The organism is Chthonomonas sp. (assembly GCA_016788425.1).
Classification (GTDB): Bacteria; Armatimonadota; Fimbriimonadia; order Fimbriimonadales; family Fimbriimonadaceae; genus JAEURQ01.
The window spans coordinates 436,277-458,027 of sequence record JAEURQ010000003.1 but is presented as its reverse complement, the minus strand read 5'-3'; the positions used below and the strand labels follow the sequence as shown (position 1 = coordinate 458,027).

The following is a 21,751-nucleotide window of genomic DNA, read 5'->3' as shown; positions in this document are numbered from 1 at the left end:
AGAAATGCTCTCCCCGCCCTTTTTGTAAGTCAAATTCCGTCCGAATCTTATTGGTGAACCCCGTCATGCGCACTGCTCTTGCTCGTCCCCTCCTTGGTCTCGCGGCCCTTTCGCTGCTGGCCGCTAGCTACGCTCAACCGGCCCTCGCGCCTCGGCCGATGGCGCAAATCGGCGAACCCAAGGTGAGGCTCATCCCGATGTCGTCAAACAATCTGGTGTTCGACATGATCGAGTCGAAGGACGGCACGCGCCTAATTACGCACGACCGCTCGAGTTCACCGCGGCTTTGGGATCCCACCACCATGACCTTGCTGCGCGTGCTCGGTGGTCACACCGAATCGGTGCATGTCGTCGCGTTTAGCGGGGATGGACAGCGCATTCTGACGGTCGGAAAGGAAGAGGCCCGCGTGTGGGACGCCAAGACCGCCGTGATGCTGGCCTCCGTGCCGGCCAAGGAAGGGCAGGAATTTTTCTCCGCGGCGATCTCCAGTGACGGCTCGCGCATCGCGATCGGTACATCAAAGGGGCAGTTAATCATTGCCGAAACCGGCAATCCACTGACAAACGTGACGCATTCGCTCGGCGAGAATGTCGTGCAGGCGATCGAGAGTTTTGGCCCCCAAGGGTTCGCCGCCGTGAGTCCGCGAGGCGGCGTGATCGTCGGCCCCGACAAACAGATTTCAACCCAGATCAAAGGCGGTTGGGCCGGCCCTTCGTTTGGCATGGTCGTCAGCAAAGACACCAAATCGCTGCTGGTGACCACCGTCGGCGAATTCGACGTCAACGCGAATCACTTTCAGGGGCAGGTGGCGATGGTTGACACCGCGACCGGCGCCCTCGTCCGCACGTGGCCGACGAACTTTGCCCACCGCATGGCCGCCGGAAGCAGCAACGCCGACGTGTTCGGCCATTTCCTCGGCACCAACGAAGAGCTGGTTTCGGCTTACTCGGCAAATGGCGAGGTTCAGCTTTATTCGCGCTCCACGGGCGCGCTGGTTCGCACGCTCAAAGGCAACTCCGACGCCATCCGCGAGATCCGAGTGTCCGCCGACGGGACCAAGGTTGGCACCTATTCGGACGTGGACGAAATGATTCTGTGGGACGTCAACACGGCGAAGTCGCAGGAGCCGGGCCAGGAGTTTGCCGGGCCGACGGCGGCCACATTTTCGACCGATGGGAAGTCGTTCTGGATTGGCTACCAAACCGGGGCGATCCGCAAGTTTAACCTGGGCTCGAACAGCTACGACGAGCGCATCATCGCCGCTACCACCGGCGTGCGCCACATCAGGTTTGTTGGCGACGGTGATTGGATGCTCACACAGTACGAGAGCAAGGAGATCGGCTTTGGCGCGAAGTACCCGCACCGGCTGTGGGACCTGAGTGGTGGCGACGCCCCCGCTGTTTTGCCGGCGCTCCGCTATCCCGTACAAACTCAGCTGGGAGGACGCATGCTGATTCCCGATTTCACGGAGTACAACAAGATGATCGGTGTGGACCTCGGCGCGGTGTTCCCCGATGCCGGAGCGCGCGGCGTTGGCGTGAGTTCGGCCAGCGACGGCCTGCCCGACAACTTCAAGCAAATGTGGTTTTCGGATGATGGCAAGTTTGCCGCCGTGCTGGATACGGATGGGAAGCTCGGCGTGGGCGCGATGCGCCCCGAAGACAAGTTGGGCGACGACACGATTGTGCAAGCCACCGAGCCCGATAACATGATCTTCCGGCTCCAGTTTTTCAATGACAAGCAGACCGTTTTGGTTTCCGATTTTAAGGTTGGGAAGGTCGAAAAACTCGTGCGCTACAACCACCGCACCGGCAAGGTGGTGGCCGAGTTCGGCGAGCACTTCGGCATGGCCATGCACGCCGGCATCTCCGCGGATAACAAGACGGTTTTGGTGGCCGACAACGCGACCCTGATTAACTACGACGCCGAAACTGGTGTCGTGCGCTATAAGCAGAACCTGAAGGATTACGGCATGACCGATAGCACGGGTTTGCGGCTCGTGCAAGGCGATAAGAACGCCGTGATCATCAACTATTCGGGCATCGTAACGGTTGACGTGGCGACCGGCAAATCCGTGTGCAAGATTGAGAACAAGGAGTACGACGACCTGGATGCGCGCATCCACCCGGAAAAGCCGTGGGTGCTCGCGGTTCTCGGCGACAAGGTACGCCAAGTGGACTACCTCACCGGCGCGATCGTCTCCGAGTTCCGGGCCACCGACGAGCTCAAACAAGCGATCTATCACCCGGGCGGAACGCGAATCGCGACCGTTGATGCGACCGACGGCGTGACGTTTTATGATTCGCAGCCGCGCGCAGAAACGACTGATGCCAGCAAGCCGCCGACCATGACCAATCAGCGGTTGGCGAACTTTGTAACTCTGACCGACGAGGCAGTGGCGACCGACGACCCCGACAATTTCACTTGGCTGGCCATGGACCCCGCCGGACGCTACGACGCGGTGGACCCCACCCGAGTCAACGGCGCGAAATACGTGTTGCGCTGGTCAGGCGGCCTGGAACCCATTAGCGTGGAGCAGCTGAAGCAGCAGTTTTATGAACCGAGTCTGATGGCGAAGGTGCTTGGCAGCAATTTGGAAGCCTTGCGGCCGGTGCCCTCGCTGGAATCGCTCAAGCTCTATCCCGGAGTAAAGGTGACCAAGTCGGCCCGCAAGCCGACCGAGTTTGAAATCTCGCTGACCGAGCGCGATGGCGGCGGTATTGGCAAGGTCCGCGTGTTTCTCAACGGCAAAGAAATCGTCACTCGCGACGGCGTTGGCTACTTCAAGATCGACACCCAGGACTATAAGCAGTATCTCTTGCCGCAATCCATGCTCGAGCTTGGCTCGCAGAAATCGAACTATCTTGAGGTCAATGCGACCAACGAGCAAGGGACTCTGACGAGCCCGACAAACCTTACCGATTTGGGTGTCCCCAAGGACCTTGAGGTGCCCGATGTGAAGGTATACGCCTTGTTCGCCGGGACCTCGGACTATGTGGGCGAAGATGGCGACTTAACTGCGCCGGCCAACGATGCTCGCGTGCTTGGTCGCACCGTGAAGGACCTCGCTAGCCAGCTTCTGCCGGGCAAGGTGAACGTCACCACGCTGGTGACATCCGACCCCATGCCGGTAAACCGCCCGACCCGGACAAACATCCTCGCGTGGTTCAAAGATGTGCAAAGCAAAGCGACCGCCGGCGACATCATTGTTGTGTTCTTTAGCGGCCACGGCACTAGCCAAATCGGCGAAAAATCGGGCTACTTCTATCTGACAGCCGAAGCAAACCCGGCAGACCTCAGCGAGCTTTCGGCGGCGACGGCGACGATTTCGGGCGAGGACCTTCGCCTGGCGTTGAGCCAGATTCCCGCCAAAAAGCAGGTCGTGATTTTGGACACCTGCCACAGCGGCGCGGCGCAAGAGTCTCTCTTCGCGGCCCGCTCGGTGCCCAGCGACTATCAACGCGCCTACGAATCCATTCGCGAGAGCACCGGCACGTGGGTGCTGGCCGGCTCGGCCGCCGACCAACTGAGCTACGAGGCGAGCAACGTGGAGCACGGCATGCTGACCTATTCGCTGCTCGAGGCAATTGACCGCGCCAACGGCGAGGGTCTGCGTGAGGCGCCCGGCGGCGAACTCTTTTTGGATGTGCGCACGTGGTTGCGCTATGCCGCCGAGCGGGTCGAGAGCCTAAAAAACGAGGTCGGCCTCAAGGCGGTTCAACGCCCCGAACTAAAGGCGTCGCCGACGAATCAGTCGTTTGATCTGGGCGTGACCAGCCCGAGCAAGCGCGGGATGGTCGGCCTCAAACCGCCCAAGCCGATTATTCTGTTGGGCTCGTTTAGCCAAGACGAGGAAGACCCCCTGAACCTGGAGCCAATGATGCAAAAGGAATTCGCGAAATCCGAATCGCTGAAGTACTGGCCCGAGGTGGCCAAACACCCGAACGTGCACCGCGTCTCGGCAACCTACTCCGTGGAGGGTGAAACGGTGAATGTGAAGGTATTCGTGCAGTACATCGACGCGAGTCTTCAACGCTCGACGAAAGCAACTCTGACCTTCACTGTGGCCAAGAAAGACCTCGCCACCCTCCCCCAACTCATCCGCCAATCGGCGGAGAAGAAAGTTCTGGAACTGCTCGGGGCGGGGTCATCCACCTTATTCACCGGCCACGTGTTTTAGCACCCGACGCCGGTCCATGGACTTCCGCCGTGCCGAAGAAATCAACGGGGAGGTCCACGTCTTGCAGCATCAGGGCAACGCCGTCTTCAGTGGACAGGGGCGTGGGTCCTCACTGCTGACGTCGCAGCAGGTGGTGCAGGTTATCGAATGCATGTTGCGGTACTGGTGAGCAACACCTTCCAACAATAACTGGGAGCTAGGTAATTGGAAGTGCGAGTGGCTGGCGGACAAGGACTCGAACCTTGACTGACGGCACCAAAAACCGCTGTCCTGCCATTAGACGATCCGCCAACGCCCTTACGTTATACCCCGACCGAGCCAGTGCTGGCAGGGCAAAACGAAGCCCCCTGCCGATGGCAGGGGGCTTCAGTTTGAGGTTAGGTCCAGCGAGCCTTACTTCTTGCGGCGAGCAAGGAACAGGCCAGCGCCAGCCGCGAGAATCAGACCCGAGGCCGGTTCCGGAACCGGCGGATTCGACTTGCGGTTCGTACCGATGATCGCCAGCGGGATCAGACCGAGGAATGCACCACCGATGCGGCGGCTGAACGAAGCGTTCTCCACAACTCGGGTCGGTTCCACAACGTCCGTCACCGGAGTTTCCACCGTCGGCATGGCCGGTTGGAAGGCCACCACTTCGGGAGCTTCGGCCACCGGGCTCGGCGTCGATTCGACGCGGATTTCTTCGTCACCAACGCGGACCGGCGATTCAAGCGTGTCGGTCAGCAGCGGACGGCGGCTTTGATCCAAAGCAACAACCGTCTTCGGGCCACGGGTCATCGGGTTACCGCAGACCACCACCATCACGGGGTTGCCAAAACGGTCGACCCAAATCTTTTCGCCCTTCTTCATCTTCAGCAGTTTGCTGCGAAGTTCGCCGGTGGCGGCGGGGACGTTATAAACCGTGTAGAGACCACCTTCCTTAACCGTCGAGAGCGAAATCTGCGACATGTAAGCCATCACTTCGCTGCGAGTCATGGCGAAGTGGCGCATGTAGCGGTCCATCACGACCGGTTCGTTGTTCAGCAGCTTGATGAACGATTCCTTCGTGGGGGTGGGGCGGGTGATGTAAGAGTTCCGCGGAAGTCGAGCTTCTGCCGCTCCCACCACACTCACCAGAGCTACAACCGTAAAAATTCGATTAAAATTCATTGAGACCTTCTCCTCGTTGACTATTGTACGAGCACTATCCTTGCCAAAACAACCGCAATCCGAGACTCCAAGCATGAATCTGGGGAAACTCTAGTAAATTTACCCGTCTCATCCTAGCAATTTCGCGGTTCAATTCAATCTGAACGATCGTCCGCCATGTGCTCACGCGCACGACGAACCCGTTCAATGAGTTCTAGAGCGTCTTGGGCGGCCGATTGTTCCGCCTCCTTCTTACTTCTTCCACTTCCTTCGCCCATCACCTCATTGTCGAACAAAACTTCGACTTGAAAGCGACGCTCATGAGCGAAACCGAACTCGCCCACCACACGGTAGGTCGGAGTTTTACGCCAAATGGCCTGCGCCACCTCTTGCAATTTGGACTTGTGGTCGTTCGGGTTGACGTCACCCGTCCGCACCATGATCAGATACTGATTCAGCTGCTCCAGGATAAACCAGCGCGCCTGTTCCAGCCCCGATTCGATGTAGATCGCGCCAATGACCGCCTCAAACACGTCAGCCAAAATCGAGGCGCGTTGGCGGCCGCCGGTCGATTCCTCGCCGGTGCTCAACACCAAGAACTCGTCGAGACCCAAACGCAGAGCCGTCTCGGCAAGCGGATTTTCCTGCACCACACTGGACTTCGCTTTGGACATCAGGCCCTGGTCCCAGTCCGGTTGGTGCTCATAGAAGTACTGCGCCACCACCAGGCCCAACACCGAGTCGCCATAGAATTCCAGGCGCTCGTAGCTGTCCCGCACGACGTTGGTCGCCGCCGAGCGATGCGTCATCGCCAGCCGGAATAGCTCCTGGCTCTTAAGCGGGATGGGCGACGGAATAACCATTAGCGTACTTTGCTGATCGCGCGGTGAATGCGCGCCAAGCCTTCGCGGATGTTGTCCTGGTTGGTGGCATAGCTCAATCGCAGATGACCTGCGCCATTGAACACCGAACCGGGCACAACCGCCACGTGAGCTTCCTCCAGCAGATATTCGGCCAAAGCCGCGTCGTCGGCAAAAACTCCGCCCAACAGGGGCCGCACATCAGGAAACGCGTAAAATGCACCGCCGGGTGTGGGGCACGTAAAGCCGGGTACATCGTTGAGACCCCCAACAATCAAGCGACGCCGCGCGTCGAATTCGTCGCGCATCGCGGCGACATCCTCGGCGGGAAGTTCCAACGCGGCCATCGCGCCAAACTGCGCAAACGAAGTCGGGTTGCTTGTCACCTGGTCTTGCAGGTTCGACATCGCCGTGGCGACCGCTTTGGGCGCAACGGCATAGCCGAGCCGCCAGCCGGTCATCGCGTAGGTCTTGCTGAATCCATTAATGTAAATCGTGCGGTTGCGGACTTCTTCGCCCAGCCCGTAGATGCTTTCGTGCGAAGCGCCGTCGTACACCAGTTGATCGTAAATCTCGTCTGAGATCAGCCACAAGTCGTGCTTTAAAGCAAGCGCGGCAACCTCCTTAAGGAATGCCCGCGGCAACACCGCGCCGGTCGGGTTCGAGGGCGAATTGATGATCAACGCGCGGGTGCGCGGAGTGATCGCCGCGCGAACATCCTCGATGCTCGGCACAAATCCGGTATCCGCCCAACCTTGCACAATCACCGGCGTCGCGCCGGTCAACACCACCTGGTCTTGGTAGGTCATCCAAAACGGGGCAAGCAAAATGCACTCATCGCCGGGGTTCAACACGGCTTGGCAAGCGTTGTAAACCGAGTGCTTGGCACCGCAGCTCAACACCACTTGGGCCGGTTCAACCTTGCTGTTGGTGCGCGACACGACCGTGCGGGCGATCGCCTGGCGGAGCTCGGGAAGCCCGGCACTGGCCGTGTACTTCGTTTCGCCGCGGGCTATGGCCTCAATCGCGGCGTCGCAAATCGGGGCGGGGGTATTGAAGTCGGGCTCACCGGCCGCGAAGCTAATCACATCCACTCCGGCATCGCGAAGCGCCCGAGCTTTCGCGGTAATTGCGAGCGTGGGCGACGAACGGACGGATTGAATGCGCTGCGAGAGTTCCACGGTTGCGAGTACAGCAGTAGGATACCCGTGGTTATACTCTTGCCCATGACGCGCGCGGCCAAGCTCAACGGAGAACTCCTGCTCATCCTGCTTACCGCGACCCTCCTGCACCTGGCGGCGGGCAGCACCATGTGGATTGCGCCGTGGAATCTATGGCAACCGGATCATGCCGCGATCGGCGCTTTGCGCTTGCCGCGGGTGCTCACCTGCGTCACGGGTGGGTTTGCGCTTGGCCTTTCCGGAGCGATCTTTCAGGCTGTGTTTCGCAACCCCATCGCCGAGCCGTATCTGCTCGGCGTCAGTGGTGGCGCGGCGATCGGCGGCTCGGTGGCGGCGCTCACCGGAGTGTTCACGTTGCTGGGCGGGCTCGCCGGGCCGCTCGCGGCCATGGCGACCGGGTTGCTCACGCTGCCTTTGGTGCTCGTCCTGGGCGGGCGGGGCCGAGCCTCCGCCGAGCGACTTCTCATCGGCGGCGTGGTCATCGGGTCGCTACTGGCCGCGCTTAACACCGTGATCTTGCTGCTCGCCGGAGCGGATTCCAACCAGGTGCTGCGGTGGCTGTTGGGCACCGCCTCCAACACGACGCTCATCCATGTCGCTTTTCTCGCGGCCCTCATTGGGCTCGGCCTGATGGCGCTGCGGCCGCGGCTCGATGGGCTGCACCTGCTCATGATCTCCAGCGAGTCGGCGCAGACCCTCGGGGTTTCGCCGCGCCGCCTCATCCGCGAATCGCTGTGGATCGGGACGGCCCTCACCGCGGCGGTCGCCGGAATCATGGGCTTGGTCGGGTTTATCGGCCTCGTCTCACCGCACATCGCGCGGTTGTTGCAAGGGCAATCGCCGGCCAAAAGCGCGGTCAGCGCCGGACTCGTCGGCGGAATTCTGTTGGTGCTCGCCGATCTTGCCAGTCAGCGGCTCGGTGAACTGCCGGTCGGCGCGGTTACGGCGGTAATCGGCGCGCCGGCGTTGTTGTGGCTCCTGCGCCGCTAGAAGCTCACGCGCTCGTTTTCGCGGCTGACGGCCATGGCGAGGCCCACCAAACCCATGCAAAGCAGCACGGCCGTTCCGCCTGCGCTGAGAAATGGCAGCCACAGCCCCACCACCGGCAGAATCCCGATGTTCATGCCCAGGTTCACCAGCGTGTGGAATCCAAGAATGGTGAGAATGCCGGTCGCCACGAGGCGCGAGTACACGTCCGTGGCTTGCACAATCGCCCGCGCCACCCGGAAGAAGAACACCCCAAAGATGCTGAGCACGAGCCCCGCGCCGACCAGTCCGCCTTCCTCGCCCACGACCGTGAACACAAAGTCGTTGTGCTGCTCCGGGATAAACCCAAGGCGCGTCTGCTCGCCTTTGAGAAAGCCGCTGCCCGTGACGCCGCCGTTGGCAAACGCCTTTTGCGCTTCGTGAACCTGGTAGTCGCTCCCGCCCACGTCGCGCACGCCGCGCGACTTATCTTTCATGGTCTGCACCCGCTTGATCTGATAATCCTTCAGCACGAGCTCGGGCTTGAATTTGAGAATCCCGACGATGCCGATGATGCCAATGAGCACCACGGTGGCGATGGTGCGCCACGGCACGCCAGCCACAAGGCTGATCATAAACCATATGGCGAGCACGCTGATGGTCGCGCCGAGGTGAGGCTGTTTGAAGATCAGCAGGACGGTTGGCAACAAGTACAAAAATGAAGTCGCGAACGTGCGGAACTCTTTGACGCGATGGCGGTTCTCAGCGTAAAACGCCGCGACCGCCAGAATGACGGCGAGCTTGCTGAACTCGCTCGGCTGAAACTGCATCGGTCCGATGTCCACCCACCGGCCCGCGCCCTTGGTCGTTTTTGGCGCGAGGAACACCAGCACCAGCAGCGCAATGTTGATGAGATAGATCTTGCCGGAATGCTTTTGCCATAAGGAGAGCGACGTCCGCCAAAACACGAAGAATGGCGCCAGCCCGAGGATCATCAGCACCACCTGCTTTTTGAAAATGCCGATCTGCCGGGCGTGGTCAATGCTGTAGATGCTGAGCAAACCCGCGCCCAACAGCAGCACGGCCGAGATGAGCATCACCGGGTCGCCCCACGTGCGAACTCCGGTTGGCGTGCCGACCCGACTCTGACTCGCTTGCATGGCGCGTTATGGTTGGCGGGTGCTGCCGAAGTGGATTTGCCGCTTGACCATGCCCTTGCCTTCCACAAACCAGAACAGCAGTTTGCGCTCGGAGGGCTTCGTCGGCGAGCCGTACTGAAGATTGACTTCGACCCGCACCGAATCGCTCTGCGGGAAACCTTCCAAGGCGAGCGGCTCGTCGGCGGTCGTAATCTCGGCGGTCGCCGGAATCGGGTTCAAGTCCGCGCCGAAACTACCCTGCCACGTCCAGGAATCACCCACCGAAAACGGGAATTTCAACAGCGGAATCGGGCGCTTGAAGACCTCGTCACCGTAGGCCACGAGCTCAAAAAGGCCGGGCGCTTGGCGATAGGTTTCGGTTTCGATGGCCACGCCATGCGATTCGAACGAGTGAGTGATGATCTCGCCCTTCGTCGCCGACTTCACATCCACCTGAAACGGGTGGCCGTTCATCACCAATCGCGCTTTCGTGTAAGGGATGGCGCCGGGATTCAGCGTGTCAGAGTGAATCTTGTTAGAAACACCCACCGAAATCGCCCAACTGTCATGCCCCTTTTTGGTTACGCAACCGCCCAAAAGCAACCCCAGGGTGGCGAGCGGAAGGACACGAAGGTTCATGATTGGCGTTACTTTTCAGGACCAATTCGATAGGAAACCAGTTCCCGAATGCGGGTGAATTTTTGCTTACCGAAGCTGCCGGTTTCGCGGAGTCGCACCAGGCCGATGCCCTTGGCGTAAACCGCGACCTGCTCGCTCTTTACCGCCGCCCGAGAATCCATATCCACCGTGCCTTTGATCGTCACTTCCAGCGCCGGAAGCTTCTCGCCCTTGTAGCTGAAGCTGTAGAGCATCTTCGAGGAGCAGTCCATTTGCAGCGGGGCGCGCTCGTCAAAGATCATCGTGTCGCCCACGTGCGACCATTTCTGCACGCCGCCGTTGGCCATCACGACCACCGGGTACGGCTTGGTCAGCGGCTCCTTGAGGTCGAACCCGATGAGCATCACCTTTTCTTTATCGAGCCGGTAATACGTCGTTTCGAAGTTGCGATCGTCAATGCGGCTACGAATGCCATAGGTGGTTTGGCCATTGATCTCGGCCGCGCCCACCACTTGGTCCTCGCAAATGCTGTCCACCTTGTTAATCGTGTCCTTGTAGGTCCACACGCTGCCCGCGTCAACCGGGAAGAAGTCCGCGACGGTCAGCGTCGCGGAGGACGCCTGCGAGGCGAAAAGGGCGAGAGTTGCGGCGACCAACATGGCGATTTACTTCGTAAGTTCGAGCGTGCTCACCATTTTTTGACCAGCCTGCGTGGCTTCGGTCACTTGGCGAACCATCCCTTTTCCTTTGACGTACCAAGCCGTCGCTTTGAGCGGAAACTTGGAGCCGCCAAGGGACAAAGTCCCCACATTTTCTACGACGATGGCGTCAAATTCTCCAGCCGGAACTTTGACCTTTTCAGTACGGACGATCTTGTAATTGGAGTTCCCCTTCACTTTTTGGGTGGCCATTTCGCCGGACATGTCCGAGGCCCAGGTGGCACCGACGCTACACACGGCGGGCAGGTCGAGGGTCGGTTTGTCAGTCTTTACCGTGCTACTGGTAACAATGTGAACTCCGCCTTTATCCACCATGATCGTCGTGGTGCCGAGCGCAGAAAGGTCGCCATCAAACTCCATTTCATAGGTCGCCTTGTCGGCGGTGGCGTCCACCAACCGCGTGGTCATGTCGCCGACCAGCGTCTGGGTTTGATCGCCCGTTTTGCGGGTCTCGGTCATGGTGTGCTTGCCGGGCTCACTGAGGCCGTAGTACTCCAGGCCCTCGTGCATGAGGCTGGCGGGCAGCTCGATCTTTTTGACGGGCGTTTCGACCGTGCCGGTAGACGAAGAGGCTCCCGATGATTCGGGAGCCTGAGTCTTGCCGCACCCCACCAGGGCGAGGAGCGCAAGGGGAATCCAGGAACGAGCTTGCATTTACTTGAGGTTCGCTTTTTTGAGCTTGAAGATTTGAATGATGATCAGATTGTTGATCGCGATTTCTTGTCGCAATCGCACGAGGCCCACGTTCGGAGCCCAGTGGCTGGTGACCGCGCTAATGCCTTGGCCGACCTTGGGTTCGAGTTCGGCCATGAGTTTGGCTTCTTCCTTATCCTTGGGGATCGGCGAGGTGCCGCCCGAGTTGGGAGCCACGCCTTGTTGCTTGGCGAGTTCAGCTTGATACTTCGCCTTGTCAAAGCCAGGAATCGTCCAGGTTTGCTCTTGCTCGAACACGTAGGCCATGTACGACTTCTCGGCGGTGTCCGTCTTTTGCGTACCGGCGCAGGTCAGCGAGAACTTGGAGGGGCCGACGGGGTTCGTATCCGAGCCACCACCCGCGGGGAGCGGGCCCACGCCCGACCAGTCAATGACCTTGCCTTCCTCGAGCGGGAAGAACATAAACGGCTGCGGCGGGTTGAAAGGCACCATCTCCAGTTTGTCCACCTTGAGGTTGGGGCGAACCCGAGCGGCGGCGACGGAAACACCCTTATCGGTGAGTCGCCACATTTGCTTTTCGCTCGACTTTTCACCGTTCACTTCCTGATCCGAACCGATGAGCATTTCGAATTCGACGCCACCTTCGATGGGGAACACCTTGCCGATGGTGAACGTGAAGACCGTGTCGTTCACGGCTTGCTGAGCGCCGAACGTCGAGGTTGTTTGGGTGTCAAACACCCACGAGTTCCCTTCCTTCACCGGGAACAGCGTCTTTTCCTGACCCTTGGCAATGTTCAGGGCCTTCACATCATCGGCCTTGGCCGTGCCCTTGTAGCTATCGCCGGATTTGGCGCAGCCGCTGAGCGCGACGGCCGCCGGAAGCACCAGCAGCGCGATCTTCGACATTCGATTCATCTTCATTTCTTTATTCGTTCCTGAATTGTACTTACAGCATCGCGGATAAAGTCTTCGTCCGGCAAATTGCTGATGGTGACGGTGGAGCCCGAAAGCTCCTCTCTTACCGTGGGGGCTGCAATTGCAATGCCATTCACGATCAACATGAGTTGAAATTTATCTTTTTTGCGGCTGAACTGCCACATGCGCCGCCGACCTTCGTCAGAAACGTCGAGGTGCAGGTCGAGCAGTTTCTTGCCCGATTCGGTGACCCGCTCGTCCACGGTCAACCCTTTGATATACGTGGAGTTCATCAACACATGCGTCGCGGAAAGCAGCGCACCCGTGCGCTCCGACCATTCCTGGTTCGGCTTGGTGATCATCTGCGTGAGCGACTTGGCCACGTCTTGCGGCTTCTCCACCTTCTTGGCTTCCTCCAGGTAGTAGGCGGCAATCCGCTCGGGGGTTACGTCCGCCTCGCTGCTGTAGCGATTCATGACGGTTTGCGAAAATGTGGGCAAAAACCACTGCAGGACTTCGGCCGTCATCGAACGATCTTGTCCGTTGGCAACAAACAGCACGGGCACTTTCACCGGCACGACGATGCCGTTCTCAATCGCGTTGACGCTCAGGCCCGCCAGGGGCGTGCCGTCAAGTTTGACGTTGAGGTTGCGCTCCAACTTAGCGCGCAACGTGGCGTCGCCGCCGATCGCCTTTTGCACGTCTTCGGATCGCCACATGACCCGGGTCGTTGGCAGCCGATCCTCTTTGTCGAGGTCGTTCATGCGGCTGATCAGCGTGCTTAGCGCCTTTTGGTCGCCGCTGTGAGCGAGGATTAACTCGCGAATCGGAAGGCGTTTGAGGTTGTCGAGATCGCCCGTCGACTCGGCATCATACTCGTCCGATTTTTCGCGCGCCCCGCCGTCGGCGAGTTGCGCCATCTGATTCGCGACGATCACGCGGAAGCCCCGGCCGGACTCAATCGCGACCAGCGAGATGTCATCGGCGACTACGGGGTCGAACTTGGCGTTGTCTACCGTCAGCGCGGCATAGGCCTGGTAGCCCACGTAAGCGCCTCCGCCCACCACCGCGCAGAGGAGCGCGATACGAAGCGAGGGGTTCATGTGACGAGACGATGCCATAGACAAATGTGGGACGTTCAACACATTCCAAGGAGTGCTAAGTTCCCTGCCCAGATTATGACCGGGTTAGTCGCTGGGGTTAAACGAGGCGTACAGTTTGCCCGCGACGCTCGTGCAGATGACGGCGATGGCGACACACAGCGCGCTCGGCAACAGCGCGGCCAGCACGTGAGGCACCTTCGCGAAAAACGCCAGTCCAATGTAGGCGCTCACCGGTGGCGCGGTGCACACCGAAATCCCGAGCATCATCAGCAAGCCGCGAATCCCGCGCTGGGTGGGGTCTTCGTGTTCCGGGAACAGCAGGATCACCACCGCCATGACCGCCATCATCACCAGCGTTAAGGCGCTGCCCAGGATTGTGATCGAGGCGGCAATATTGCCCAATTGAGGGCGGGAAATGACGATCCCCAATCCCATGAGCGGCGACATCAACGAGGGAGGGATCGACTTGCCAAGCATTTCGTAAAACACGACTTGGCCCGAGCCGAATGGCAACGGCTTTTGAATGTCACCCAACCGCAGCATCTGCAAGAAGCCGGTCTGCCCGAACGTAACCGCCGCCGTGAAGACCATGCTGCCCGCGATAAAGAGGAGAAGAATATCCCGCGGACCATCGCCCTTGCTGAGAGGGACCCGAGCAATCAGGACGCACAGCCCCACCGCCGTGATCGCTAAGCTCGCCCAGGCCCATTTTTGCGTGCGGCCAAAGACAATCGCCTCCTTCCAAACCAGCGCGAGCGGCCCCCGTGGCGACCAGCGATAGATGCCGGTATCCCGCACCCGCATCTTGCCTTGCCGCGCCCGCGACGCGGCTTGCGCCACCATGTCCTGACTCTTCGCCGCCTCCATTTGCACAGCAAACTTGGTCGTGCTGGTGGTGCTGATGTCGTACAGCCAGTGGATGTTCTTGAGCGCGATTGAGTAGAGCCCGACCGAAAGCAGAGCGAGACCACCCATGCCGGCCGCCGCCAACTGCCACTTTCCGGTCAAGGGCGCGGTCGCGATCCAACTCGCCAGCGTCGCCGGGAACATGAGGATCGCCACGACCGGATGTTGGGTGCTCGCCGGGACCGCCGACAAGCCTTTGGTATACATCGTCACCGCGACAAAACCCATCGCGCCGAGCACGCACAGCAGGCCCAAAATGCGGGCGTTGCGCCCGGCCCGATCCGCCTCGTCGGTGCCGCGACTAAACAGCAGCGACGTCGCGTAGCTCGCCGTGGTGAACGTAAAACTCAGCGATATCCACGCCAATACGCCCATCGGAGTAAGCAGCGACAGATTCTGCACACCGGGCGTTCCACGCTGGAACGAGGCGATCATCTCGTTGGCCGCCTGCCGAAACATGAACGCATAGATCAGGAGCGGCACGAGCGTGGAGGTGATCGTGTCGCGCAACACCCGTAGTGCCAGCAGCTTCTTGGGCGAAACCGGCGTCGGGAAGAGCACGTCCACGTCGGGCGACTTGAACATCAATGAGAGGCTATTGCCGAGCGAAGCAAAGAGGATGAACGTCATCAGCGCAAACGCCGCGAACGCCATGGCGTAGAGCGCGTCCCCGCTAAAGGGGACCTTCCACATCTCTTCCATGCGCGCGTTGGTGCGCTGGCTGGTGACGCGACCGCTGGTGATCATATAGAACCAGCCGACAAACATCAGCACGCCGATGAGTCGCCGAGGCGACTTTAAACTGCGAATGATCGAGTTCTTAATCGTGTGGCCGAGCAGCCAGATTAGGGGGCGAATGTCGGCGCCTCCTCGGTGATCTTGAGGAACGCCGCCTCAAGGTCCATGCCTTCCATGCTGAACTCAGCTCGAAGTTGGTCGGGCGTACCCTCGAACAGCTTTTTGCCCTTCGCCAAAATCACCACGCGGTCGCATAGCTTTTCGGCCACATCAAGCAGGTGGGTCGAAACCAGGATGCTGGCGCCGCGGGAGCGCGCGTCCATGAAGTCCTGCTTAATCTCGTGCACACCGGCGGGGTCCACGCCGATGATCGGCTCGTCGAACAGGAACACGTTGGCCTTGTGCACCATGGCACAGGCGATGCTCAGTTTTTGGCGCATCCCTTTGCTGAGGGTCGCCACGAGTTCTTTCTTCTTGTCGCTCAGGTGATAGCGCTCCAGCAAGTTGTCGCCGTGAGTCTTGAAGACATCGAGCGTGTCGTAACACATCGCCACAAACTTGAGGGTTTCTTGCACTGTTAAAAGCTCGTACAGGCTGGGCAGTTCGGGCACAAAGGCCATGCCCGACTTCGCCTGGGCCATCTCAGTATCCAGGTCAAACCCGTTGATGAGCACCTGACCTTCCGTTTTGCGCAAGATGCCGGTGATGCTACGCATCGCCGTGGTTTTGCCCGCTCCGTTCGGCCCGAGGAGTCCAACGATTTCGCCGGGATGGATGTCGAACGACAGCTGATCCACGGCGCGGAATTTGCGGAAGTCCTTGCACAGACCTCGAACCTGAAGCATATGAATGTGTTTACCTAAGATTGCCTCGCGGGGTTGCAGAGACCTAGCCCTGCTCGGCGCGGCGCTCTTCCAATTCCAGACTGACCGACTCCCACGTGCTCATCGCGCTGGCCAGCTTCGATTCTTGATCGGCATAGGCCATGCTTAGCGCCAAGTGGTCGGCGTCCGGCCCCGCGCTGACCATCGCTGCGCTGGCTTTTTGGAGCGCCGTTTCGGCGCGTTCCACATCGGATTCGGCGGCGGACACCGCTTTTTCCAATCGCCCGATTTCCTTGCTGAGCTCGCGCGGCGTCATCGTCGAGGCGGGCTTGGCGACCTCGATGACAGCGGCCTTTTTCACCGGGCTCGGCGCACTCGCGCGATCGCGAAACGCGCGATATTCGGGATAGCTGCCCGGATAAATCGTGTTGCCGTCGCGGCGAAGGTCGAGCGTGTTGGTGGTCACGCGCTCCAACAGCCAGCGATCGTGCGACACCAAGAGCAAGGTGCCGGTGAATTCTTGCAGCACCTCAATGAGCGCCTCGCGCGACGGCATATCGAGGTGGTTCGTGGGCTCGTCGAGCACCAGCACGTTGGGGCGCATCGCCATGAGAATGGCGAGTTGCAACTTGTTCCGCTCGCCACCGCTGAGCGTCTTGATCGGTCGAATGCAGTCGTCGCCGGTGAACAAGAACCGCCCGAGGTGATTGCGCGCCGGTCCGATTTCCAGGCCGGTGCGATTGATCAGCGCGGCCAGCGCGGTTTGCGTGAGGTCCAGGTCAACCAGTTCCTGCGCGAAGTAGCCCACCTCGACGCTCGCGCCAATGCGGTAGCTGCCCGAACTCGGCGGCATCTGCCCCAGCAGGCACTTGATCAAGGTGCTCTTGCCGACGCCGTTTTGCCCGATGACGCCCCACCGCTCGCCGTTCATCACCAGCCAATCGAGGTTTTGAAACAGCGTCCGCCCGGGAAACGCCATGCCGAGGCCCTTGGTTTCGAGCACGATATCGCCGGCGCGTTTAGTCGGCGAAAAGTTAAAGTGGATGCCCTTTTCCGCGCTCGGCGCGCTCACCGCCTGCGCCTTGAGCTTGGTGACCTGCTTGAGGCGACCTCGCGCCTGAGCCGTGCGCTGCGAGTTCATGAACCGCCGCACATACTCTTCCATGCGGTCAATCTCGGCGGCTTGCCGCGCGGCCAGAGTCGCTTGCCGCTCGTCTTCTTCGGCCCGCAAAGTTAGGTAATGCGTGAACTTGGCCGGGTAGACCTTCGCGCCCTGATCCCGAAAGTCCATGACGCGCTCGGCGGTTGCCTCTAGGAACTTGCGGTCGTGCGAGACCAGCAGAATCGCGCCGTGATACTGTCGCACCCAGCCTTCCAACCACTCGGTGGCTTCCAGGTCGAGGTGGTTCGTCGGCTCGTCGAGAATCAGAAGCTCGGGCTCTTCCAGCAAGAGCTTGGCCAGCGAAAGGCGGGTCCGTTCGCCGCCGCTCAGCTTGGCAATCGGCTTGTCGTAATCCGGCTCTTGGAAGCCAAGCCGCGCCAGCACGCTGCGCACGTCGCGGTCGAGGTTGTAGCCGCCCTCGGCGATGAAGTGCTCGCGCAGCATGGACATCTCTTCCAACTCATCCGCGCTCAGGCTGTCCGCTCGGCCCTCAAGTTCGGCCAGGCGAAGTTCCAAGTCGCGCAAGTGGTCTTGCGCGGCCTGCGCCTCTTGCAGCACAGTGCGGTCCTCAGGCAAGTTGCTGTGCTGGCTCAGGTAGCCCACCGTGACGCCTCGGCCCAGGTTGACGCTGCCACCATCGGGTTCGTATTCGCCGCACAAAATCCGCAGGAACGTGGTTTTGCCCGCGCCATTGCGCCCCACGATCGCGAGCTTCTCGCCGTAGTTGACGCGAAGATTCACCGCCTCGAAAACGATTTCAGTGGCAAACTCCTTTCTTAGGTCGGCAACAGCAAGTAGCACGGGAAGCTCTATTTTGACAGAAGGTACACTGCCAGATTCCGGCCGGGGTGGCGGAATGGTAGACGCGGTGGTCTCAAACACCACTGGGGTCAAACCCGTGCGGGTTCGAGTCCCGCCCCCGGCACCAAACCCTATGATCTTGGGCGTGGGCACCGACCTCGTTGAAATTTCGCGCATCGCCTCGGCCATGCGCAACCCCCGGTTTTTAGAGCGCATTCTCACGCCGCGCGAACTCGCGAGCCGGCCCAATTGGTCGGCCAGCGCGGTCGCCGGACGTTGGGCGGCCAAAGAAGCGGCGGCTAAGGCGGTTCGCGCCTGGAACCTGTGGCACGACGTGGAGGTCTTCAACGACGAAGTCGGTCGGCCCTATCTTCGGCCCAGCACGGCGGTTGAGGGGTGCCTGCATTGCAGCATTTCGCACGAACGCAACATGGCCCTGGCGACCGTGATTTGGGAACGCGCCGACCGCGCCGAGGGTTCGAAAGAGTAGTCACATGCTTCCCGTGTTGTTCAATATCGGTCCGGTCCCCATCCGCAGTTTTGGGCTGCTGATGGTGGTCGCGTTTTTCGTGGGTCTGCAGATGGCGGCCAGCCGCGCGAAACGCTACGACATAGACAAACAAAAGGTCTGGGACCTTGGCTTGTGGCTGATTCTTTGCGGCGCGCTCGGGGCCCGCATCCTGTTTATTGCCCAGGAATGGAAGCACTTTTCGCAGCACACCGACGAGCTGTTTAGCCTGCAATTCAGCGGCCTCACCAGCTTTGGCGGCCTCATTGGCGGGGTTCTGGCATTGGTGATTTACTGCCGCCGACACAAGATTTCGACCCGGACCATGCTCGACATTTTCGCCCCCGCGTTGCTGGTTTCGCACGCCATCGGGCGCGTCGGCTGCCTGCTGAATGGCTGCTGCCATGGCGGTCCAACCACCGAGTGGTTTGGCGTGCACCAGGACAATCTCGCCGGGCTGTTTGTCCCCGCGCAGCTGGCCGATTCGGCCATGGTGTTGCTCGCTTGGGGCGCGCTCCGTCTATGGGAAAACAAACGCCAGCTCGGCCCCGGGCAAGCCTTCGCGTTCGCGATCATCGGCTACAACCTCAGCCGATTCCTTTTCGAATTCTTCCGCGCGGGCTCATCGAGCACTTACTGGGGCGGACTGCCCATCACGCAGGCGCAAGGGCTCGCCCTCGCCATGGCGATTCTGGGCGGCATCCTCTACGCGGCGTGGTCGCGGCGCGCTACTGGGGCTTCTTCTCCGGCATAGGCCCGGTGCCATAGGGCGCGGCGTCTACAAGCCTGATGCGACGGATCACGGGCGGCTCCAGCGGGCGATCCTGCTCACCTGTCTTCACGGCGGCGATTTTGAGGATCGTCGCGCCGCCCGAAATCGTTTCGCCGAACGAGGCGTAGCGATCGTCCAGGTGCTTCGTGCCCTCGCGGCTGAGCGCGAAGAAGAATTGGCACCCGTTCGTATTCGGGTCGGTGGAGCGAGCCATGCTGATCACGCCGAAATCGTGCGGCAAGGGACTCTTTTCCAGCGGAAACGCGTAGCCCGGCGCGCCGGAACCCGTGCCGGTGGGGTCGCCGCCCTGAATCACGAACGCCGTCCCGTCAGGTCGCTTCGCCACCACGCGATGGAAAATCACGTCGCGATAGAATCCGCCCTCAACGAGCTTGAGGAAGTTCCACACCGTGTTGGGCGCGGCGTCGGGTCGCATGCGCACCCGGATTTTGCCCAGCGACGTGTCGAACTCGGCGTCCTGATCGCGCCACACGCGGAACCCCGAGTTCGCCGAATCCTCGTCGGGCGTAAACACGACATTCCGGCCGTCTGGCGCGAGCGTGCTGATCGCGGGATTGGTCATGGGCTGCAACACCAGCGCCGCGCCTACCGGCCGACCCTGCTGAAACTCCTGCAAGTACAGCACGCCGACCGACTTGATGCTCCAGATTTTGAGCACCTTGGCGAGATCGGTCTTGCCGCCGTTAATCATGGCGCTAGCCAGCGGCTCCGATTGCTTGGTTGAGTACAACCGAATCTCGCCCGCGCTCGCGCTGATTTCGAACGGGCGATTCACGCCGTAGTAGGTGTACTGAGCCGACAGCTTGGCGGCGGCCAAAACGGGCAATGCAAAAGCGGCAAGGGCGAGGACCTTCATGTTCGCTAGTTTAACCCGATGCGCAAAACGGCCCGCAACCGGTTGGCTGCGGGCCGCACTTTGCTGAAGGAGGCTTGTTAGCCGCGCTTCATCGTCATGTTCATCTTCATGTTCATGGTTTGCTTGTCTTGCTTCATGGACATATTGGTGTTCATGCTCATGGTGCTCAGTGAACCGTCGGACATAAAGATATACATGGTGCCGGTGCCGCTCATTTTCATGGCGGTGCCTTGCGAAAGGTTCATGCTCAGGCTCACTTGGGCTACTTGCTTGCCGTTGACGGTTTTGATCGCAACCAGCTTGTAGGTGGCGTCGCCGCCCATCCCTTGACCCATGCCCGGCAGCTGACCCTTCCAGGTTTGGCCAACCTTAACGGGACCTTCCGGATAGGCAACTTGCGAGCCGCCCGCCGCACCCGCGCCGGTTGCCCGACCGCGGTTGTCGATGGTCATGGTTTGCGTCATCGGCTTTTGGCCGGGGATGCCCGAGGTCGTGGCTTCAATGGTGGCAGTAGTGCCCTTCACCGACTTGACCTTTTGGCTCACCGTCATGTTCATGTTCATTGGCTGGGGAGTGCCCGTCATGTTCATGTTCATCAGGTACTTGATAGTTTGGCCCGGCGTAAACTTGATGCGGAACAAGTAAGCATCACCTTGCTTGGTAATTTGGGCCTGAGTCGTTTCGGCACCAGCCAGCACGAGGCCAGCAACACCAAGAAGGGATAGAGCTTTCAGATTGATCATTGTCATTTATTTCCTACGCTGAGGACTTTGATTGAGTACTTCAAAAGTTGTTCTTGTGTGCCTTTCGACTCAAGGCCACTATTAATGGCCGGCGGCATGCGCACTTCGCACTTGCTTCCGGCTTGGAGTCCTTCCAGAGCGGCCATCAGGCCCGTGCTGTAACCGGTGTTCGTCGCGCCAAGCGTCACCGTAATCGGCTTCTTATCTGCGTCCGTGCTAAACACCTGAGTGCCGTTGAGCATGTTCACTTCCAGGTTAAAGCGAACCACGTCGCCCGCCTTCGCCTTTGGACCAGAGCCCGGCGATTGCGCCAGGAAGTCGAAGATGGCCACATCGTCGGGCTTGAGGATATCGAGAAGTTTGATCGTAAAGATCAGGGTCGCGCCGCCCGGAATGTCCTTTCCTGCGCCCTGATCGCCGTAGCCGAGGACGGCCGGAATGGTGAGCTTTCGCTCTTCGCCGGGCTTCATCCCGAGAACGCCGAGATCCCAGCCACGAATGACGGAGCCGGTGCCGAGCACAAACTTGAACGGCTCGCGCTTACCGTTGGCGTTCGAATCGAAGACGAATCCGTCGGTTCGCATGCCGGTGTACTCCATGTAGCAGGTGTCGCCATTGCGAACGAAATCGCCTTTGCCGGGCTTCAAGATTTCGATCTTGATCTTGTCGTGGTCGGCCTTGTCATTGCCAGTAAGCTCGGCGACGGGATTGCCTTTTTCTAGTGGCTTGGCGGCAGGACCGGGTTCGGCGTCCTTGGCCGGCTCGGTTTCGGTGCCGTGGCTATCGCCGGCGTGCACCGTCCCATCCGCGTGCGTGTGGGTTTGCAACGCAGGCTTTTCCGGGTTTTCGGTCGTGCCCATCTTGTCATCGGCCTTTGGACCGCATGCGACGAAGGTGACGGCGGCCACAATTCCTAAACTCAATTGAACGAGTTTTTGCATGTTCACTACTATACC

The 21,751-nt window shown here is 60.2% G+C and carries 19 protein-coding genes and 2 tRNA genes; 5 read left to right on the top strand and 16 right to left on the bottom strand.

Features of this window, described 5'->3' with window-relative positions:
* The first annotated feature begins 65 nt into the window (after window positions 1–65).
* Window positions 66–4,181, top strand: coding sequence for a caspase family protein (locus tag JNJ45_09470; protein ID MBL8048895.1), 4,116 nt, complete (start codon window positions 66–68; stop codon window positions 4,179–4,181).
* A gap of 217 nt (window positions 4,182–4,398) precedes the next feature.
* On the opposite strand, the gene JNJ45_09465 is transcribed toward JNJ45_09470, so the two are convergent.
* The 4 genes from JNJ45_09465 to JNJ45_09450 all read right to left on the bottom strand — a co-directional run bounded on the left by JNJ45_09465 (window position 4,399) and on the right by JNJ45_09450 (window position 7,350).
* Window positions 4,399–4,472: transfer RNA gene (locus JNJ45_09465), tRNA-Gln, on the bottom strand.
* 102 nt (window positions 4,473–4,574) lie between these two features.
* Window positions 4,575–5,330 (bottom strand): PEP-CTERM sorting domain-containing protein, encoded by a 756-nt coding sequence (locus JNJ45_09460; GenBank protein MBL8048894.1) that lies wholly within the window; start codon window positions 5,328–5,330, stop codon window positions 4,575–4,577.
* A gap of 134 nt (window positions 5,331–5,464) precedes the next feature.
* Window positions 5,465–6,172: a ribonuclease III gene (gene rnc / locus JNJ45_09455; protein ID MBL8048893.1), complete on the bottom strand. Its 708-nt coding sequence runs from the start codon at window positions 6,170–6,172 to the stop codon at window positions 5,465–5,467.
* Entirely contained in the window at window positions 6,172–7,350 is a 1,179-nt protein-coding gene (locus tag JNJ45_09450) for a pyridoxal phosphate-dependent aminotransferase (protein ID MBL8048892.1), read from the bottom strand. Before JNJ45_09450 ends, rnc begins: the two co-directional genes overlap by 1 nt.
* A 45-nt stretch (window positions 7,351–7,395) precedes the next feature.
* Here JNJ45_09450 and JNJ45_09445 point away from each other — a divergent pair, with 45 nt between their 5' ends.
* A complete protein-coding gene (locus JNJ45_09445) occupies window positions 7,396–8,340 on the top strand; it encodes an iron ABC transporter permease (GenBank protein MBL8048891.1) in 945 nt (314 codons plus the stop codon).
* Here JNJ45_09445 and JNJ45_09440 read toward each other — a convergent pair.
* The 9 genes from JNJ45_09440 to JNJ45_09400 all read right to left on the bottom strand — a co-directional run bounded on the left by JNJ45_09440 (window position 8,337) and on the right by JNJ45_09400 (window position 17,895).
* On the bottom strand, window positions 8,337–9,476 hold the full coding sequence (locus JNJ45_09440) for a rod shape-determining protein RodA (GenBank protein MBL8048890.1): 1,140 nt from the start codon (window positions 9,474–9,476) through the stop codon (window positions 8,337–8,339). The two genes, JNJ45_09445 and JNJ45_09440, sit on opposite strands and share 4 nt — an antisense overlap.
* Before the next feature lie 6 nt (window positions 9,477–9,482).
* Window positions 9,483–10,094, bottom strand: coding sequence for a hypothetical protein (locus JNJ45_09435; protein ID MBL8048889.1), 612 nt, complete (start codon window positions 10,092–10,094; stop codon window positions 9,483–9,485).
* A gap of 8 nt (window positions 10,095–10,102) precedes the next feature.
* Entirely contained in the window at window positions 10,103–10,732 is a 630-nt protein-coding gene (locus tag JNJ45_09430; protein MBL8048888.1) for a hypothetical protein, read from the bottom strand.
* Between the two features lie 6 nt (window positions 10,733–10,738).
* Window positions 10,739–11,446 carry a hypothetical protein gene (locus JNJ45_09425; GenBank protein MBL8048887.1) on the bottom strand — a complete coding sequence of 236 codons (708 nt, stop codon included), beginning with the start codon at window positions 11,444–11,446 and terminating at the stop codon, window positions 10,739–10,741.
* Window positions 11,447–12,352, bottom strand: a complete 906-nt coding sequence (locus tag JNJ45_09420; GenBank protein MBL8048886.1) for a hypothetical protein — start codon at window positions 12,350–12,352, stop codon at window positions 11,447–11,449. It abuts the gene before it with no gap.
* Window positions 12,353–12,363: 11 nt separating this feature from the next.
* On the bottom strand, window positions 12,364–13,482 hold the full coding sequence (locus JNJ45_09415; GenBank protein ID MBL8048885.1) for a hypothetical protein: 1,119 nt from the start codon (window positions 13,480–13,482) through the stop codon (window positions 12,364–12,366).
* 66 nt (window positions 13,483–13,548) lie between these two features.
* Entirely contained in the window at window positions 13,549–15,228 is a 1,680-nt protein-coding gene (locus tag JNJ45_09410; protein ID MBL8048884.1) for a hypothetical protein, read from the bottom strand.
* Window positions 15,216–15,953: an ABC transporter ATP-binding protein gene (locus JNJ45_09405; GenBank protein ID MBL8048883.1), complete on the bottom strand. Its 738-nt coding sequence runs from the start codon at window positions 15,951–15,953 to the stop codon at window positions 15,216–15,218. Before JNJ45_09405 ends, JNJ45_09410 begins: the two co-directional genes overlap by 13 nt.
* A 43-nt stretch (window positions 15,954–15,996) precedes the next feature.
* Window positions 15,997–17,895 (bottom strand): ABC-F family ATP-binding cassette domain-containing protein, encoded by a 1,899-nt coding sequence (locus JNJ45_09400; GenBank protein MBL8048882.1) that lies wholly within the window; start codon window positions 17,893–17,895, stop codon window positions 15,997–15,999.
* Between the two features lie 41 nt (window positions 17,896–17,936).
* On the opposite strand from JNJ45_09400, the gene JNJ45_09395 reads away from it, so the two are divergent.
* The 3 genes from JNJ45_09395 (at window position 17,937) to JNJ45_09385 (ending at window position 19,157) form a co-directional block, all read left to right on the top strand.
* Window positions 17,937–18,022 (top strand) — tRNA-Leu (locus tag JNJ45_09395).
* 6 nt (window positions 18,023–18,028) lie between these two features.
* A complete protein-coding gene (gene acpS / locus JNJ45_09390; protein ID MBL8048881.1) occupies window positions 18,029–18,385 on the top strand; it encodes a holo-ACP synthase in 357 nt (118 codons plus the stop codon).
* Between the two features lie 4 nt (window positions 18,386–18,389).
* Window positions 18,390–19,157 (top strand): prolipoprotein diacylglyceryl transferase, encoded by a 768-nt coding sequence (locus JNJ45_09385; protein MBL8048880.1) that lies wholly within the window; start codon window positions 18,390–18,392, stop codon window positions 19,155–19,157.
* Here JNJ45_09385 and JNJ45_09380 read toward each other — a convergent pair.
* The 3 genes from JNJ45_09380 to JNJ45_09370 form a co-directional block, all read right to left on the bottom strand.
* Window positions 19,132–20,052, bottom strand: a complete 921-nt coding sequence (locus tag JNJ45_09380; protein ID MBL8048879.1) for a peptidylprolyl isomerase — start codon at window positions 20,050–20,052, stop codon at window positions 19,132–19,134. The genes JNJ45_09385 and JNJ45_09380 overlap by 26 nt on opposite strands.
* 77 nt (window positions 20,053–20,129) lie before the next feature.
* Window positions 20,130–20,795: a hypothetical protein gene (locus JNJ45_09375; GenBank protein ID MBL8048878.1), complete on the bottom strand. Its 666-nt coding sequence runs from the start codon at window positions 20,793–20,795 to the stop codon at window positions 20,130–20,132.
* A gap of 2 nt (window positions 20,796–20,797) precedes the next feature.
* Entirely contained in the window at window positions 20,798–21,736 is a 939-nt protein-coding gene (locus JNJ45_09370; protein ID MBL8048877.1) for an FKBP-type peptidyl-prolyl cis-trans isomerase, read from the bottom strand.
* Window positions 21,737–21,751: the final 15 nt, after the last annotated feature.